Genomic DNA, 13,977 nt, shown 5'->3' with positions numbered 1-13,977 from the left:
GCCTGGGTGTGAGAGCTGGGCCTGCATGGTTCGAGACGGCGCTTGCGCGCCTCCTCACCATGAGGATCCAGCGGCAACGACGTTGTTGGCTGCGCGCTTTGCTCACAGCCACCCGACGCGACGAAAACGCCAGTAGAGCGCGCCGCACGCGGTCAGCATCACGCCGAGCAGCATGAAGTAGCCGTACTCCCACTCCAGCTCCGGCATGTGCTTGAAGTTCATGCCGTAGATGCCGGCAAGCGCGGTCGGGATCGCGATGATCGCGAGCCAGGAGGCGAGCTTCTTGGAGACCGCCGTCTCCTGCGCCTGGCCGACCAGCAGGCTTGCCTCGAAGGCGAAGGCCAGCACCTCGCGCATGGAATCGATCCGCTCCTGGATGTTGCGGACGTGGTCGGTGACGTCGCGGAACAGCGGCTGCATGGCCTGCCGCACCATTGCCAGCTCGTCATGCTCCAGCCGGCGGCAGACCTCCACCAGCGGCCCGATCGCGGTCCTGAGCCGCAACAGGTCGCGGCGCAGCATGTAGAGCCGCTCGATCTGCGCCTTGCTGATCGGCTTGGAGAGCACGTCGTCCTCGATGCCTTCGACCTCCTCGCTAATGCTCTCGAGCACGGGCGAGTAATTGTCGACGATGAAATCGAGGATGGCATAGAGGATATAGTCCTCGCCGCGCGCCAGCGCCCGCGGGCAGCTTTCGCAGCGTTCGCGCACCGGCGTGTAGGACGTCGAAGCGCCGTGGCGCACCGAGACCAGATAGCCTTCGCCGACGAAGATGTGTGTCTCGCCGAAGGCGATCCGGCCCTCGATCAATTGCGCGGTCCGCGCCACGATGAACAGGGCCTCGCCATATTGCTCGATCTTCGGCCGCTGGTGGGCGTGATTGGCGTCTTCGATGGCGAGCTCGTGCAGGTCGAACTGCTTCTGCACGGCGCCGAGCAGCGCCATGTCCGGCTCGTGCAGCCCGATCCAGACCACATGGCCGGGCTTGGCGCGCCAGCTCGAGGCCTCGCTGATGGCGATATTGGCGACGCGTCGGCCGTCGACATAGGCGCCGGCGGCGACGACGCCCTCGGCGGACACCGGTTCGGATTGGGATGAGGGCAGTGACGGGACATTCATGGCTTCAATCCCGGGCTGGATCGTGGGGCGGGAGTGCCGTGGCTATGGCCTGTGTACAAGGCCGCCCGGCAAGGCTAGCACTGGTAAAATTCCCGTCAAATGGCTATGTCTCCTCACGATTTGGCCTGCGGGCCAACCCGATTCCAGCCACCGTCGGAACCTTGAGCCATGAGAGCCGCCATCCTCGTCTTTCCCGGAATCAACCGCGAGCGCGACATGGCGCGGGCATTGAAACTGATCTCGGGCCACGAGCCCGCGATGGTCTGGCACGCCGAGACCTCGCTGCCCGCGGGCACCGACCTCGTCGTGGTGCCCGGCGGCTTCTCCTATGGTGACTATCTTCGCTGTGGCGCGATTGCGGCTCGTTCGCCGGTGATGGATGCGGTGCGCGGTTATGCGGCCAAGGGCGGCCTCGTGCTCGGCGTCTGCAACGGTTTTCAGATCCTCTGCGAATCCGGCCTGCTGCCGGGCGTCTTGATGCGCAATGCGCGGCTGAAATTCATCTGCCATGACGTGCATCTGCGCGTCGAGCGTTCCGACACCCCGTTCACTCGTGGCTACAATGCCGGCCAGGTGATCCGCGTGCCGGTTGCGCATGGCGAGGGCAATTACGAGGCGGATGACGAGACCATCAAGCGGCTCGAAGGCGAGGGGCGGGTGCTCTACCGCTATTGTTCCGCCGAAGGCGTGGTCGACGACAACAGCAACATCAATGGCGCCGCGCATTCCATCGCCGGCATCGTCAATGACGGCGGTAACGTGCTCGGCATGATGCCGCATCCGGAAAACCACGTCGAAGACATCATGGGCTGCACCGACGGCCGTGGCCTGTTCGCCGGCCTCACCGCGCATCTGGAAAAGGCCGCGTGATCCCGTTCGTGCTGAAGCGGCTCTCGGCCGCCATCGCCGTCGTTGCATGTGCAACGGCCGCGTTCGCGCAGGATTTCCCCAAGCGTCCGATCACCATGATCGTGCCGTTCGCAGCCGGCGGCACCTCGGACGTGATCGCACGCGCCGTCGCTGAGCAGATGGGCATCGCGCTCGGGCAGACCATCGTGATCGAGAACGTCGCCGGTGCCGGTGGCTCGACGGCGCTGGCGCGTGCGTCCCGCGCCGAGCCTGACGGCTACACCATCGCGATCGGCAATGCCGGCACGAATGCTGCGACCTACACGATCTATCCGAAGCTGCCGTTCACGCCGGAGTCCTTCGTGCCGATCGCCATGGTCGCCAAGACCTTCGGCATCATCGCGCTCCGCAAGGATTTCCCGGCGAAGGATTTAAAAGAATTCATCGCCTACGCCAAGGCCAATCCCGGCAAGATCAATCTCGGCCATGCCGGCGTCGGCTCGTCGAACTACCTCATTTGCAAAAGTTTCGTGACGGCCGCCGGCATCGACGCGACGCTGGTCGGCTATCGCGGCGCCGCGCCCGCGCTAACCGACGCGGTCGGCAGCCAGATCGACGGCGTCTGCGATGCGGCTGCATCGGTGTCGCAGTCGATCAACGAGAAGCTGGTGAAGGGCCTCGTGGTCGGCTCCACCGTGCGGCTTGCGACGCTGCCTGACCTGCCGACGTCTTCCGAAGCAGGCTTGCCCGAGTTCGAGGCGCAGGGCTGGAACGGCCTGTTCGCGCCCAAGGGAACTCCGCCGGCCGTCATCGCCAAGCTGAACGCCGCCGCGCGCACGGCCGTCGAGACCGACGCGGTGAAGAAACGCTTCGCCGACCTCTCGACCGTTGCGCCCGATCCCGACGAGCACACACCCGAGGTGCTTCAGAAGCTGGTGACGCGCGACGTCGAGAAGTACCGGAAGATGCTGGCGGACGACGCCAAGTAATGCGCGTCGCCTCCTGACTGCCGGCGCCATAGCCGCCGAGAAGGCTTTACTCGGCTCAAGGAATCCGGGCGATGACCTTGATCTCGAAGTCGAAGCCGGCAAGCCAATTCACACCTACTGCCGTCCAGTTCGGATAGGGCGCGTCACCGATCTCCGTGCTCCGGACAGCCATCACCGTATCGATCTGCTTGGCAGGATCGGTATGAAACGTGGTGACATCCACCACATCGTCCAGCGTGCATCCGGCGGCTGCGAGCACCGCGCGCAAATTGGCAAACGCACGGCGGACCTGGTCCTCGAACACCGGCTCGGGCGAGCCGTCCTCGCGACTGCCGACTTGCCCGGAGACGAAGAGCAGGTCGCCGGACCTGATCGCTGCAGAATAACGATGCGCTTGATAAAGCGCATGGCGGTTGGCGGGGAAGATAGCCTCTCGCTGGGGCATGGCTTGAGCCTTTCAAATCGAGCAATGGAAGCGTGCCGGGGCTGCGTGTGCCGGGCCGCCCGGGTGGTGTTCCATGCGTATTTCATATACGCCTCGTATGTGATATATCGCTCACATACGAGGCGTATGTCAATACAAAAACGGAGCGGGCATGACGAAGGGCAAGCGCGCCGCGACGATGGCGGAGAATCGGGCCAAGCTCGTCGGTGCCGCGCGCAAGGCATTTGCCACACAAGGCTATGCAGACGCATCGATGGACGAACTGACGGCCTCGGTCGGACTGACGCGCGGCGCGCTGTATCACAACTTCGAAGACAAGAAGGGGCTGCTCTGGGCCGTCGTCGAGCAGATCGACGGCGAGATGGCGGAGCGGCTCCGCTTGGTCCGCGAGCAGGCGCCCAGCTTGTGGCAAGGCCTGCTCGCAGAGGGCAGTGCCTATATCGAAATGGCGCTCGATCCCGAGATTCAGCGCATCATGCTTCTGGATGGACCCGCCGTGCTCGGTGATCCCTCCAAATGGCCCGGCGAGAACGCCTGCCTTGACATCACGATGCGAACGATCCGGTCGCTGATCCAAGAAGGAATCCTGAAGCCGGTTGATGTCGAAGCGGCGGGGCGGTTGCTGAACGGTGCCGCGCTTAGCGCCGCGCTATGGGTTGCCGCAGCCGACGATCCGAGGGGCGTCCTGAACAAGGCTGTTGACGCGTTTCGGCAGTTGGCGAGCGGATTGCTGCTCAAGGCGGTTTGACTGCGGGTGATGCAAATGCATTGCAGAGCACGCTTCAGTAGCTCGTGAGGGATGTCGAGGAGCGGACGAATCTGGTGGGCGACGCCGAGCAATCGCAGCGATCCCGTGAACCTCGATCGAATTTGGGACGACTGAATCCTCGTCGCCGTAAAGGCGCGCGTCCTGCGTCGTCGATTCCTGCGCAAGTGGGCAACTCAAAGTTGTTTCATCGCGTCATTTGCGGTATCAGGAAACCCGCGCTGTCGTTATGCTCCCGGATGTCACATGCCCGTCGCTTTGGTCGTTCTGCTGCTCGATATCACGCTGATCTATCACGCCTCGCGGACCGGGCGACTGCGGCCCTGGGCCTTCATCATCCTGCTGGTGCCGATGATGGGGGCGCTCGCCTATATCGCGGTCGAGCTCATCCCGGAATGGTTTTCGAGCCCCGGCGCGCGGCAGGCGCGTCAGCGTGTCGCCAACAAGCTCGATCCTGAGAAGCGTTATCGCGAGCTTTCCGACCGGCTGGTCGTCACCGATACCATTGCCAATCGTGCGGCACTGGCCGAGGAGTGCGCGAAGGTCGGACGGTTCGACGAAGCCCTGCAGCACTATGATCACATTTTATCGCTGCCGATGGGCCACGATCCCGCCTATGCCTTCGGCAAGGCGCAAGCCGAGTTCTCCGCCAAGCGTCCGGCCGATGCGCTCGCGACGCTGGACGATCTCCAGAAGCAATGGCCGGATTTCGATTCCGCCGACGCGCATCTGCTCTATGCCCGTGCGCTCGCGGAGGTCGGCCGGCTCGACGAAGCGCTGGAGGAGTATCACGCACTTACCGGTTATGCCCCCGGCGCCGAAGCGCGGGTGCGCTACGGCATGTTGCTGCAAATGGTCGGCCGCAGCGCCGAAGCGCGAATTGTCTTCAACGAGCTGCTGATCCAGATGCGCCGCGCGCCGAAATATCTGCGGCAGGCGCAGGCGGAGTGGCTGTCGATCGCCGAGAAGCAGATATCGACTTGAGTTAGCGCAGCTTGAGCCTCTCTGCCGGCACCGTCATCGCGGCGACGCCGGCCATGACCAGCAATAGCCCCAGCGCCAGGTTCGACGGCACGCTCTCGCCGAGCAGCAGCACAGAGAGCCCGACACCGATCGGGATGCGCAGATAGCCTTGCGCGTTCGTGGTCAGCGTGCCGAGCCGGCCGAGGCAGACGTAGAACAGCATCAAGCCGAGCGCACTGGAGACGATGCCCATGACGATGGTGGCGACGATCGCCGTCGGTGTCGGGTGCAGCGACCAGGGCTGGTCGATGATCAGCGCGGGCGGCAGCAGGATGATGCCGCCGAACAGCAGCGAGCCGGTCGCCACCACCATCGGATCGTATTCGGAGAGGCGGAGGCCGAAGATCGTCGCGCAGGCGAACGAGATGGTGGCGAGCAGGATCGCGATCTCCGCAATGATCTCGCTGCCGAAGCCGCGTAGCGCATCGAGGCCGACGATGGCGACGGTGCCGGCGAGGCCCAGGATCGCGCCGGCGAGCTTGAGCAGCGTGGCCGGCTCGTGCCGCGTGATCAGCGCGGTGATCAGGAAGGCGAAGATCGGCGTCGTCGAGGCCAGCACCACCGTGTTCGACGCCGGCACATAGAGCTGCGACCAGGTGATGATCAGGAATGGAAAGGTCGAGTTGATCAGCTGCTGGACCGCGAACAGCTTCCAGGCTTTCACGTCGGTCGGCAGCCTGATGCCGCGCATCCGCAGGATCGCGAACAGGAAGGCGGCTGCGATCAGCGAGCGCGCCGAGATGAAGGTGATGGGCGGGATGGTGGGAAGCGCCAGCTTGGCGAGCGGATAGGTCGAGCTCCAGCAGCAGGCGAGCGCGAACAGCAGCGCATAATCGCGCCAGCTGCGCGCGCCGGTGGCAGTGATGGATGGCGACGACGCGGCAGCCGCTGTGCGGCCCGCCGGCGATGTGCTCTGCGGCACCTTGTTTCTGCTCCCCGGCGCGACAGCGCTTGGCCCGACTCTGGGCGAGGGGGCGCGAAAAGGGAAGGCGTCGAGCTATGCGTTTGGCTGAGGTTGCGCCTTCCGCTTCATCCGCTTGATCGTGCCGGAAAAGGTGAACAGCACCCGCTCGCCGGACATCATCTTGCCGCGCAGGAAAATCAGCGAACCGCCGGCCCGGCTCACGTCTCCGGTACATTCGATCAGTTCGCCTTCCCGTGCCGCGTCGAGGAATTCGCAGGTAAAATTGGTCGTCACGGCCCGGCTGTCCAGGACATGGGTGGCGAGCGCAAACAGGGAGTAGTCGGCAAAGGCCATGTAGCAGCCGCCATGGACGTTGCCGGAGCCGTTGAGGTGCTTCTTCTCGACCCGGAAGGCGCTGCGGACGCTGCCGTCCGCCTCGATCCGGTGCCAGAAGGGGCCGACATGGGACTCAAAACTGTCGCGAATCCAGGTCCGCCAGCCCACAAATTCGCCCTCGGTGGCGACGTGAAGGTCGGGGCGGCGGGGCGGGGGCGTTTTGGTCAATTCGTGCAAGGAAATAGGCCTTCAATTGCGGGTGTTGAGCCCTTAAATCCGATCCGTCCGCGCCGTGCAATTCCTGTTCCCGCCGCCCCCGCCTGCAAAACGTGGGACAGCGGGAAAATGCGCCATAAAGGGCTTTTCGCGAGCCCCGGATGTTCCTAAGAACGGCCAAACCGCCGCCGAAAGCCCCGAATCCATGAAGAATGAACCCAAGATCACCCCCGAACTGGTTGCCGCCCACGGGCTCAAGCCCGACGAGTACGAGCGCATCCTGAAGCTGATCGGGCGGGAGCCGACCTTCACCGAGCTCGGGATCTTCTCGGCGATGTGGAACGAGCACTGCTCGTACAAGTCCTCCCGCATCCATCTGAAGGGCCTGCCGACCAAGGCGCCCTGGGTGATCCAGGGCCCCGGCGAGAATGCCGGCGTGATCGACATCGGAGACGGCCAGGCCGTGGTCTTCAAGATGGAGAGCCACAACCACCCGAGCTACATCGAGCCGTATCAGGGCGCGACCACGGGCGTCGGCGGCATCTTGCGCGACGTCTTCACCATGGGCGCGCGCCCGATCGCCTGCCTCAATGCGCTGAGCTTCGGCGCGCCCGAGCATGCGAGGACCCGGCATCTCGTCTCCGGCGTCGTCGCCGGCGTCGGCGGCTATGGCAATTCCTTCGGCGTGCCGACGGTCGGCGGCCAGGTGCGCTTCCACACCCGCTATGACGGCAACATCCTCGTCAACGCGATGGCCGTGGGCCTCGCCGATGCCGACAAGATCTTCTATGCGGCCGCCTCCGGCGTGAACATGCCGATCGTCTATCTCGGATCCAAGACCGGCCGCGACGGCATCCATGGCGCCTCGATGGCGTCGGCCGAGTTCGACGACAAGTCCGAGGAGAAGCGCCCGACCGTGCAGGTCGGCGATCCCTTCGCCGAGAAGCTGCTGCTCGAAGCCTGCCTCGAGATCATGGAGAAGGGCTGCGTCATCGCGATCCAGGACATGGGCGCGGCGGGGCTGACATGTTCGGCGGTCGAGATGGGCGCCAAGGGCGATCTCGGCGTCGACCTCGATCTCGACGCGGTACCGACGCGCGAGACCGGCATGAGCGCCTACGAGATGATGCTCTCGGAGAGCCAAGAGCGCATGCTCATGGTGCTCAAGCCCGAGAAGGAAAAGGAAGCCGAGGAAATCTTCAGGAAATGGGGCCTCGACTTCGCTGTCGTCGGCTATACCACGCCGAGCAAGCGCTTCGTCGTGAAGCACGGCGGCGACGTCATGGCCGACCTGCCGATCAAGGAGCTCGGCGACGAGGCGCCGCTCTATGACCGTCCGCATGCCCCCTCCGCCGCGCTGCCGGTCGTGCATGCGCGCGAGGTGCCGGCGCCGATGGGGCTCGGTGCTGCGCTCGAAAAGCTGATCGGCACGCCTGACATGTGCAGCAAGCGCTGGGTCTGGGAGCAGTACGACCACGTCATCCTCGGCAACACCTTGCAGCGTCCCGGCGGCGACGCCGCCGTCGTGCGCATTGAGGACGGGCCGAAGGGTCTGGCGCTGACCGTCGACGTCACGCCGCGCTATTGCGAGGCCGACCCGTTCGAGGGCGGCAAGCAGGCGGTGGCGGAAGCCTGGCGCAACATCACCGCGGTCGGCGGCAAGCCGCTCGCGATCACCGACAATCTCAATTTCGGCAACCCTGAGAGGCCCGAGATCATGGGCCAGTTCGTCGGCTGCCTGAAGGGCATTTCGGAAGCCTGTCGCACGCTCGACTTCCCGGTCGTCTCAGGCAACGTCTCGCTCTACAATGAGACCAACGGCCGCGCGATCCTGCCGACGCCCTCGATCGGCGGTGTCGGCCTGCTCGACGACTTCACCAAGTCCGCTTCGCTCGCCTTCAAGGCCGAGGGCGAGGCGATCCTGCTGATCGGTGAAACTCACGGCTGGCTCGGCCAGTCCGTTTACCTGCGCGACATCTGCGGTCGTGAGGAGGGCGCGCCGCCGCCGGTCGATCTCGCCGCCGAGAAGCGCAACGGCGATTGTGTGCGCGGCATGATCCATGCGGGCACGGCGAGCGCCGTGCACGATCTGTCGGATGGCGGCCTGCTGATCGCGCTGGCCGAGATGGCGATGGCGAGCGGCATCGGCGCCAAGCTGCTGGCGGCGCCGACCGCGCTGGTGCCGCAGGCCTATTGGTTCGGCGAGGACCAGGCGCGCTATCTCGTCACCGTGCCGGAGGCAGAGGCCGGTCTCGTGCTCGCCAAGATGCGCGGCTGCGAGGTGCCCTGCGTGCGGATTGGCACCACCGGTGGCGATGCGATCGCGATCGCGGGTGAGGCGCCGATTGCGATCGACACGCTGCGAACGTCGCACGAGCGCTGGCTGCCGGAATATATGGGCGGGAAGGCGGCCTGAGGCGCGGCCACAATCCCAGTCCCGTAGCCCGGATATCGCTGCGCGTGCCTCACAACACGTGCGACGCCCCCGGAATCTTTCTGAGCGCCGCCGTCAGTCCCCAGCTCAAAATCACCGTGAGCACGAAGCCGATCGCGGCCTTCACGATCGCCGGCAGCGAATAGTCGAACAGCACGTACTGGATCCATAGCGCGATCGGGTAGTGCACCAGAAATACGCCGTAGGCGTCCGCCTGCATGCGGTCGAGCAGGTTCGGCCCCGGCGTCTTCTGGTGCAGGAAGAAGGCGAGGATCGCGAGCAGGATCGAAGCCGAGAACAGCACGAGGAACGTGCCGTAGAACACGTGATACCAGTGCGGCAGTGGATCGGGATTCCCGAGAATCTCGCGCTTGATGTAGATCATGCTCCACATCAGGCAGTACGGAATCAGCGTGACGATCACCCACGACCAGCGGCTGTTGGGGAGTTGGCCGTCGGCGCTGAGGATGCCGCGATCGAAATTCGCGGCACCGACGCTGACGCCGATGAAGAAATAGGCGAAGTAGAGCAGGACGCGGCTCGCCTGCACCGAGAACGGTCCGAACTCGAACCATTTGTTGGCGCCGAAATAAACCAGCGCCGGCACGTAGAGGAGGATGCTGACGGCGGCGAGCAGCAGCCAGAACGCAGCCGGCTGCTCGAAGCCGCGCAGCGAAACGCGGTTGACGGGATCGACCAGATGCGACGAGACGCGGTAGAGCAGGCTCGCGGTCAGGTCGAAGGCGAGCAGCACCCACACGAACCAGATCGGGCCGCTTGGCCACGGACCCTCAGTCACCGTCTTCCACCAGAACGCCGCGAAGGTCAGCTCCGGCTCCTGCCGCAGCGCGATCGCGTAATAGGCGAGCGGGATGACGGTGAAGGCTGCAATCGCGAACGGCAGTCCGAGCCGCAGCAGGCGGTCGCGCAGGAAGACCTGTGGCGCCTTGCGCGCGATGCCGGGCCAGGTGAACAGCCCCGACAGGAAGAAGAACATCGCCATGAAGAAGCTGTCGGTGGCGAGCACGATCATGTCGAAACCGGCAAAGGACGCCGGATCGGTGTGACCGAAATGCGTATAGGGGATCACCGCATGATGCAGCAGCACCACGAGGGTCAGGAAGGTGCGGGCGCGATCGAGCGACAAATTGCGCGCCTTGCTCTTCGGCGCAGCGTGCGCCTCCGCGCCGATCGTCGCTGAATGTGACATCGTGATCATGGCCGCCCTGCGCTCCAACTCCCGGCGCGACTGTGCCGCCGGGAACCGGATTCAGCAAGCCTCGTTTGAGTTGTACTGCAGTCCTGACACCCTAGGAACCAGTTCCGCGCAGCGAAGTTAGCGTTCGCGAAAAGGGCTTGAGCGCCGCGAGGGGCGGCACCAATTCGGAGCTGGCGATGACGATCCTGAAATGGGCGCTGATCTTTTTACTGGTCTCGATCGTGGCCGGCGTGCTCGGCTTCACCGGCATCTCGGCCGCCTCCGCCGACATCGCCCGCTTCCTGTTCTATGTCTTCGTCGTGATCTTCCTGGTGCTGCTGATCCTCGGGCTCACGATCTTCAGGGCGTAGCCGGGAGCCGGCTCGAACCGGGCCGCGCCGGCCATCAATTGCCTGCGAGCGGTTTTACGTGGGTGACCAGGGCCGCCAGGAAATCGTCGGGACGATCGAACGGAATGAAATGGCCCCCGCCGCGCACCCAGACAAATTCCTTATGTGGGGCCGTGATCTGATTGAAGAGTTGTTCGGCCGGCCCGCTCGGTGTGTTGTAGTCCGCATCGCCCTCGATGAAGATCACCGGGATCGGAAACGCGAGTCCCAGCGAGGCGACGTTGCGCTTGAACATGGGGCCCTCTCGTCCGCGCAGATATTTTGCGGAGAAGGCCATGCCTTTGCGCCAGTTGTACCAGTCCAGCAGCGAGAAATCCGGCATGAACGGAGGTGGGACGGGGCCCGCCAACTGGAAGCTCTCGATGGAGGGTAGCCCCAGCGTCTTGCTCCACTTGTCCGCAACCAGTCGATTTTGTGGATTAATCAGAGGCCGCGCGACGATTGGCGCCAATTCTGCCAGGGCCTCGCTGTTGCCCGCGGACTGCGCCAAGGCTTGCAGATGCGCGATCGTGATCTCGAATTGCTTCTCGAACGTCACCCTGCCGACCACTTGTCCCGTGCCGACATAGGCATAAAACAGATCAGGGCGCTGCTTGACGATGTGAATGCCCAGGAACGAGCCCCACGAATGCCCGACCAGGACTATTTTGTCCTTGTGCAGGTGGGTTCGCAGATATTCGGTTAGCTCGACGCCGTCCTGCGTCATTCGTTCCAACGTCATGGTTGGCGCGAGCGCATCTTCTCCAGCAGCGCCATAGGTCCGGCCGGTGCCGCGCTGGTCCCACTGCACGACGGTGAAATGCTTTTCCCAGGGGCGCCAGCCCGACGACATGGGCCAGCTGGAGCCTCCGGGCCCGCCGTGGACGAACAGGAGAACCGGGTTATCCCGATCCTCGCCGCGGATTTGGATCCATTGCTTGATGCCGCCGATGTCGACGAACGCACCCTCCTGCACGCCTCTTGGCGAGTCGATTGCAAGGGTGTCCGCAGCAAGATGCTGGCGATAGGCACGAAAGCCGAGTCCTGCCCCCGCCACCACAAGGAGAGCGCCGGCTAATCCCAGCAACGAGAAGACAATCAGTCTTGCGGCCCTGCGCGGCATTGGTGCCCTGCATCGACTGAGAGGAAGCGATCCCTGATCGCTCCACCTCACGGAGCCGTGAGCCTACCCCACTTCCTCGATCTTCACCTTGTCCGGATAGAAGGCGAGGTGGCCGGAAATCTCCGTCATCGCGGGGAATGGGGTCTCGTAGGTCCAGATCGCGTTGTCCAGCGCCTTGCCGTCGGCCTTGACGCTGTAATAGTTCGCGTCGCCCTTGTAAGGGCAATGGGTGACGCGGTCGGTACGCTCGAGCAGCGCCATGTTGGCGTCCTCGCGCGGCACATATTGCACCGCCGGATATTTGGCCTCCTTCAAGGTCAGCGCCTTGCTGGTCTCGGCGATCACGATGTCGCCGGCCGTGACACGGACACGACGGGGGTTCTGGGTGATGGTGATGGGGTGGTCGGGCCCTGGAAGCTTCATGACTTCACGCCTTTTCGATCAATCTGCCGCGCGCGGCACTTTGTCGTCCCTTTATCCTGATGGGATCAGGGATATAGTGCCTGAGTGCGTGACGTAGAAGGCCGTTCACGCTAAGTTTGGCGCTGCCGGCGAGGGGACCCCCGGCAGCGATTCGACGATGAGGCTGCTTTGCAGCCGATATGAGGAGCACGACCCGAATGCCCATGGACGCCCACGATATCGAGGCGATGATCAAGGCAGCGATCCCCGATGCCGAGGTGACCATCCGTGATCTCGCCGGCGATGGCGACCATTATGCCGCGACCGTGATCTCGGAATCCTTCCGCGGCAAGTCCCGCGTCCAGCAGCACCAGATCGTCTATCAGTCCCTGCGCGGCCAGATGGGCGGCGTTCTGCACGCTCTGGCGCTGCAAACCGGCGTACCAGGGACTTGACGAAGTTGCACCTGACCTGACCGGCGCGACGGGGGCACGATGATGGCTGCGGACAATCCGCGCGGCGCGATGTTTCGCGTCATCGTGCCGAATCAGCACAGCCGCGTCACCAATGCCGAGCTGTTCTTCGACCTCGTCTTCGTCTTTGCCGTCACGCAGGTCTCGCACACGCTGCTGCACCACTTCACCCCGCTCGGCGCGGTGCATGTCACGGTGCTGTTTCTGGCGGTGTGGTGGGTGTGGGTCTACACCGCCTGGGTCACCAACTGGCTCAATCCCGATCTGACGCCGGTCCGCATCCTGCTCTTCCTGATGATGCTGGGCGGCCTCGTGCTGTCGACCACGATCCCGACGGCCTTCGAGGGGCGGGGCCTGTGGTTTGCGATCGCCTATGCGACCATGCAGGTCGGGCGCACGGCGTTCTGGATGTTCGCGACCCCGCGTCATCGGACGGCCGTCCGGCATAACGCGATCCGCATCCTGGTCTGGCTCTGCGGATCCGCGGTCTTCTGGATTCTCGGCGGCCTCGCCCATGATGAGGCGCGGCTGTGGTTCTGGATCGCGGCGCTCGCGATCGAATATGTCTCGCCGGCGGTGCGGTTCTGGGTCCCGAAGCTGGGATTCTCGTCGGTCGAGGCCTGGGCCGTCGAAGGCGGCCACATGGCGGAGCGCTGCTCGCTCTTCGTCATCATCGCGCTCGGCGAGGCCGTCGTCGTCAATGGTGCGACCTTTGCCGAGCTGGACTGGACCGCCGACAACATCATCGCCTTCGTCTCCGCGCTGGTCGGTGCCATCGCGATGTGGTGGGTCTATTTCCACAAGGGCGCTGAGGCCGGCGCCGAGCGCATCTCGAAGTCCACCGAATCCGGCCGCCTGGCGCGGCTCGCCTATACCTATCTGCACATGCCGATCATCGCCGGCATCATCCTGACCGCGGTCTCGGACGAACTGGTGCTGAAGCATCCGACCGGCCACTCCGACGTCCGCACCATCGTCAGCACGATCGGTGGTCCGCTGGTGTTCCTGATCGGCACCGTCCTGTTCAAGCACGCGATCCGGGGCTTCCTCCAGCTCTCCCACGGCATCGGCATCATCGCGCTCGCGGTGCTGTGGTGGTTCGCCGCCGACCTCTCACCGCTCTGGCTGTCGGTTGCGACGAGCGCGATCATGATCGTGGTGGCGGTGTGGGAGTCGATGTCGCTGGGGTCGGCTCCGGAGGAGGCCGAGGACTCTGGAGCGGCCTGAGCAAGCGCCTCGTCCTTCGAGACGACCGCTGCGCGGTCTCCCTAGGATGAGGTTAATCAGCTTAGGTGCTCGTTGAACCTGCTG

15 protein-coding genes are annotated in these 13,977 nt (G+C 64.4%); 8 read left to right on the top strand and 7 right to left on the bottom strand.

The window, feature by feature from the left end; translation table 11 throughout:
* Positions 1-102: 102 nt before the first annotated feature.
* Complete coding sequence (locus I3J27_RS24725) at positions 103-1,119, bottom strand: magnesium and cobalt transport protein CorA (RefSeq protein WP_270161243.1); 1,017 nt, start codon at positions 1,117-1,119, stop codon at positions 103-105.
* 168 nt (positions 1,120-1,287) lie between these two features.
* Here I3J27_RS24725 and purQ point away from each other — a divergent pair, with 168 nt between their 5' ends.
* Positions 1,288-1,989: a phosphoribosylformylglycinamidine synthase subunit PurQ gene (gene purQ, locus I3J27_RS24720; RefSeq protein WP_270161241.1), complete on the top strand. Its 702-nt coding sequence runs from the start codon at positions 1,288-1,290 to the stop codon at positions 1,987-1,989.
* On the top strand, positions 1,986-2,957 hold the full coding sequence (locus I3J27_RS24715) for a tripartite tricarboxylate transporter substrate binding protein BugD (protein WP_270161233.1): 972 nt from the start codon (positions 1,986-1,988) through the stop codon (positions 2,955-2,957). Before purQ ends, I3J27_RS24715 begins: the two co-directional genes overlap by 4 nt.
* 55 nt (positions 2,958-3,012) lie before the next feature.
* On the opposite strand, the gene I3J27_RS24710 is transcribed toward I3J27_RS24715, so the two are convergent.
* On the bottom strand, positions 3,013-3,402 hold the full coding sequence (locus I3J27_RS24710) for a RidA family protein (RefSeq protein ID WP_270161231.1): 390 nt from the start codon (positions 3,400-3,402) through the stop codon (positions 3,013-3,015).
* A gap of 151 nt (positions 3,403-3,553) precedes the next feature.
* Between I3J27_RS24710 and I3J27_RS24705 the strand changes: the two genes are divergently transcribed.
* Positions 3,554-4,150 carry a TetR/AcrR family transcriptional regulator gene (locus I3J27_RS24705; RefSeq protein WP_270161229.1) on the top strand — a complete coding sequence of 199 codons (597 nt, stop codon included), beginning with the start codon at positions 3,554-3,556 and terminating at the stop codon, positions 4,148-4,150.
* A 264-nt stretch (positions 4,151-4,414) separates the two neighbouring features.
* Positions 4,415-5,152 carry a tetratricopeptide repeat protein gene (locus I3J27_RS24700; RefSeq protein ID WP_270161227.1) on the top strand — a complete coding sequence of 246 codons (738 nt, stop codon included), beginning with the start codon at positions 4,415-4,417 and terminating at the stop codon, positions 5,150-5,152.
* Between the two features lies 1 nt (position 5,153).
* Here the strand turns inward: I3J27_RS24700 and I3J27_RS24695 are convergent, their stop codons facing one another.
* Together I3J27_RS24695 and I3J27_RS24690 are read right to left on the bottom strand one after the other, a co-directional pair.
* On the bottom strand, positions 5,154-6,113 hold the full coding sequence (locus I3J27_RS24695; RefSeq protein WP_270161221.1) for a DMT family transporter: 960 nt from the start codon (positions 6,111-6,113) through the stop codon (positions 5,154-5,156).
* A 75-nt stretch (positions 6,114-6,188) separates the two neighbouring features.
* Positions 6,189-6,668 carry a PaaI family thioesterase gene (locus tag I3J27_RS24690; RefSeq protein WP_270161220.1) on the bottom strand — a complete coding sequence of 160 codons (480 nt, stop codon included), beginning with the start codon at positions 6,666-6,668 and terminating at the stop codon, positions 6,189-6,191.
* Between the two features lie 184 nt (positions 6,669-6,852).
* Between I3J27_RS24690 and purL the strand changes: the two genes are divergently transcribed.
* Complete coding sequence (purL, locus tag I3J27_RS24685; protein WP_270161218.1) at positions 6,853-9,063, top strand: phosphoribosylformylglycinamidine synthase subunit PurL; 2,211 nt, start codon at positions 6,853-6,855, stop codon at positions 9,061-9,063.
* 49 nt (positions 9,064-9,112) lie between these two features.
* Here the strand turns inward: purL and I3J27_RS24680 are convergent, their stop codons facing one another.
* Positions 9,113-10,300, bottom strand: coding sequence for an acyltransferase family protein (locus tag I3J27_RS24680; RefSeq protein WP_270161215.1), 1,188 nt, complete (start codon positions 10,298-10,300; stop codon positions 9,113-9,115).
* A gap of 176 nt (positions 10,301-10,476) precedes the next feature.
* On the opposite strand from I3J27_RS24680, the gene I3J27_RS24675 reads away from it, so the two are divergent.
* A complete protein-coding gene (locus I3J27_RS24675) occupies positions 10,477-10,650 on the top strand; it encodes a DUF1328 domain-containing protein (protein WP_007612121.1) in 174 nt (57 codons plus the stop codon).
* Between the two features lie 34 nt (positions 10,651-10,684).
* Here I3J27_RS24675 and I3J27_RS24670 read toward each other — a convergent pair whose 3' ends face one another.
* Positions 10,685-11,791, bottom strand: a complete 1,107-nt coding sequence (locus tag I3J27_RS24670; protein WP_270161212.1) for an alpha/beta fold hydrolase — start codon at positions 11,789-11,791, stop codon at positions 10,685-10,687.
* Positions 11,792-11,854: 63 nt separating this feature from the next.
* Entirely contained in the window at positions 11,855-12,214 is a 360-nt protein-coding gene (locus tag I3J27_RS24665) for a DUF427 domain-containing protein (RefSeq protein WP_270161205.1), read from the bottom strand.
* A gap of 197 nt (positions 12,215-12,411) precedes the next feature.
* On the opposite strand from I3J27_RS24665, the gene I3J27_RS24660 reads away from it, so the two are divergent.
* Both I3J27_RS24660 and I3J27_RS24655 read left to right on the top strand, forming a co-directional pair.
* Complete coding sequence (locus I3J27_RS24660) at positions 12,412-12,648, top strand: BolA family protein (protein ID WP_011088461.1); 237 nt, start codon at positions 12,412-12,414, stop codon at positions 12,646-12,648.
* Between the two features lie 42 nt (positions 12,649-12,690).
* Positions 12,691-13,893, top strand: coding sequence for a low temperature requirement protein A (locus I3J27_RS24655; RefSeq protein ID WP_270172877.1), 1,203 nt, complete (start codon positions 12,691-12,693; stop codon positions 13,891-13,893).
* The last annotated feature ends 84 nt before the right edge of the window (positions 13,894-13,977 follow it).

It is taken from the genome of Bradyrhizobium xenonodulans (assembly GCF_027594865.1).
GTDB lineage: Bacteria > Pseudomonadota > Alphaproteobacteria > Rhizobiales > Xanthobacteraceae > Bradyrhizobium > Bradyrhizobium xenonodulans.
The sequence above is the reverse complement of the archived record's forward strand: the minus strand, read 5'-3'. Positions and strand labels throughout refer to the sequence as shown.

Excerpts from the sequence above, each read along its gene's own strand:
- I3J27_RS24725 (WP_270161243.1), bottom strand. The coding sequence starts at position 1,119 with ATGAATGTCCCGTCACTGCCCTCATCCCAATCCGAACCGGTGTCCGCC.
- purQ (WP_270161241.1), top strand. The coding sequence starts at position 1,288 with ATGAGAGCCGCCATCCTCGTCTTTCCCGGAATCAACCGCGAGCGCGAC.
- I3J27_RS24710 (WP_270161231.1), bottom strand. The coding sequence starts at position 3,402 with ATGCCCCAGCGAGAGGCTATCTTCCCCGCCAACCGCCATGCGCTTTAT.
- I3J27_RS24705 (WP_270161229.1), top strand. The coding sequence starts at position 3,554 with ATGACGAAGGGCAAGCGCGCCGCGACGATGGCGGAGAATCGGGCCAAG.
- I3J27_RS24700 (WP_270161227.1), top strand. The coding sequence starts at position 4,415 with ATGCCCGTCGCTTTGGTCGTTCTGCTGCTCGATATCACGCTGATCTAT.
- purL (WP_270161218.1), top strand. The coding sequence starts at position 6,853 with ATGAAGAATGAACCCAAGATCACCCCCGAACTGGTTGCCGCCCACGGG.
- I3J27_RS24680 (WP_270161215.1), bottom strand. The coding sequence starts at position 10,300 with ATGATCACGATGTCACATTCAGCGACGATCGGCGCGGAGGCGCACGCT.
- I3J27_RS24675 (WP_007612121.1), top strand. The coding sequence starts at position 10,477 with ATGACGATCCTGAAATGGGCGCTGATCTTTTTACTGGTCTCGATCGTG.
- I3J27_RS24670 (WP_270161212.1), bottom strand. The coding sequence starts at position 11,791 with ATGCCGCGCAGGGCCGCAAGACTGATTGTCTTCTCGTTGCTGGGATTA.
- I3J27_RS24665 (WP_270161205.1), bottom strand. The coding sequence starts at position 12,214 with ATGAAGCTTCCAGGGCCCGACCACCCCATCACCATCACCCAGAACCCC.
- I3J27_RS24660 (WP_011088461.1), top strand. The coding sequence starts at position 12,412 with ATGCCCATGGACGCCCACGATATCGAGGCGATGATCAAGGCAGCGATC.
- I3J27_RS24655 (WP_270172877.1), top strand. The coding sequence starts at position 12,691 with ATGGCTGCGGACAATCCGCGCGGCGCGATGTTTCGCGTCATCGTGCCG.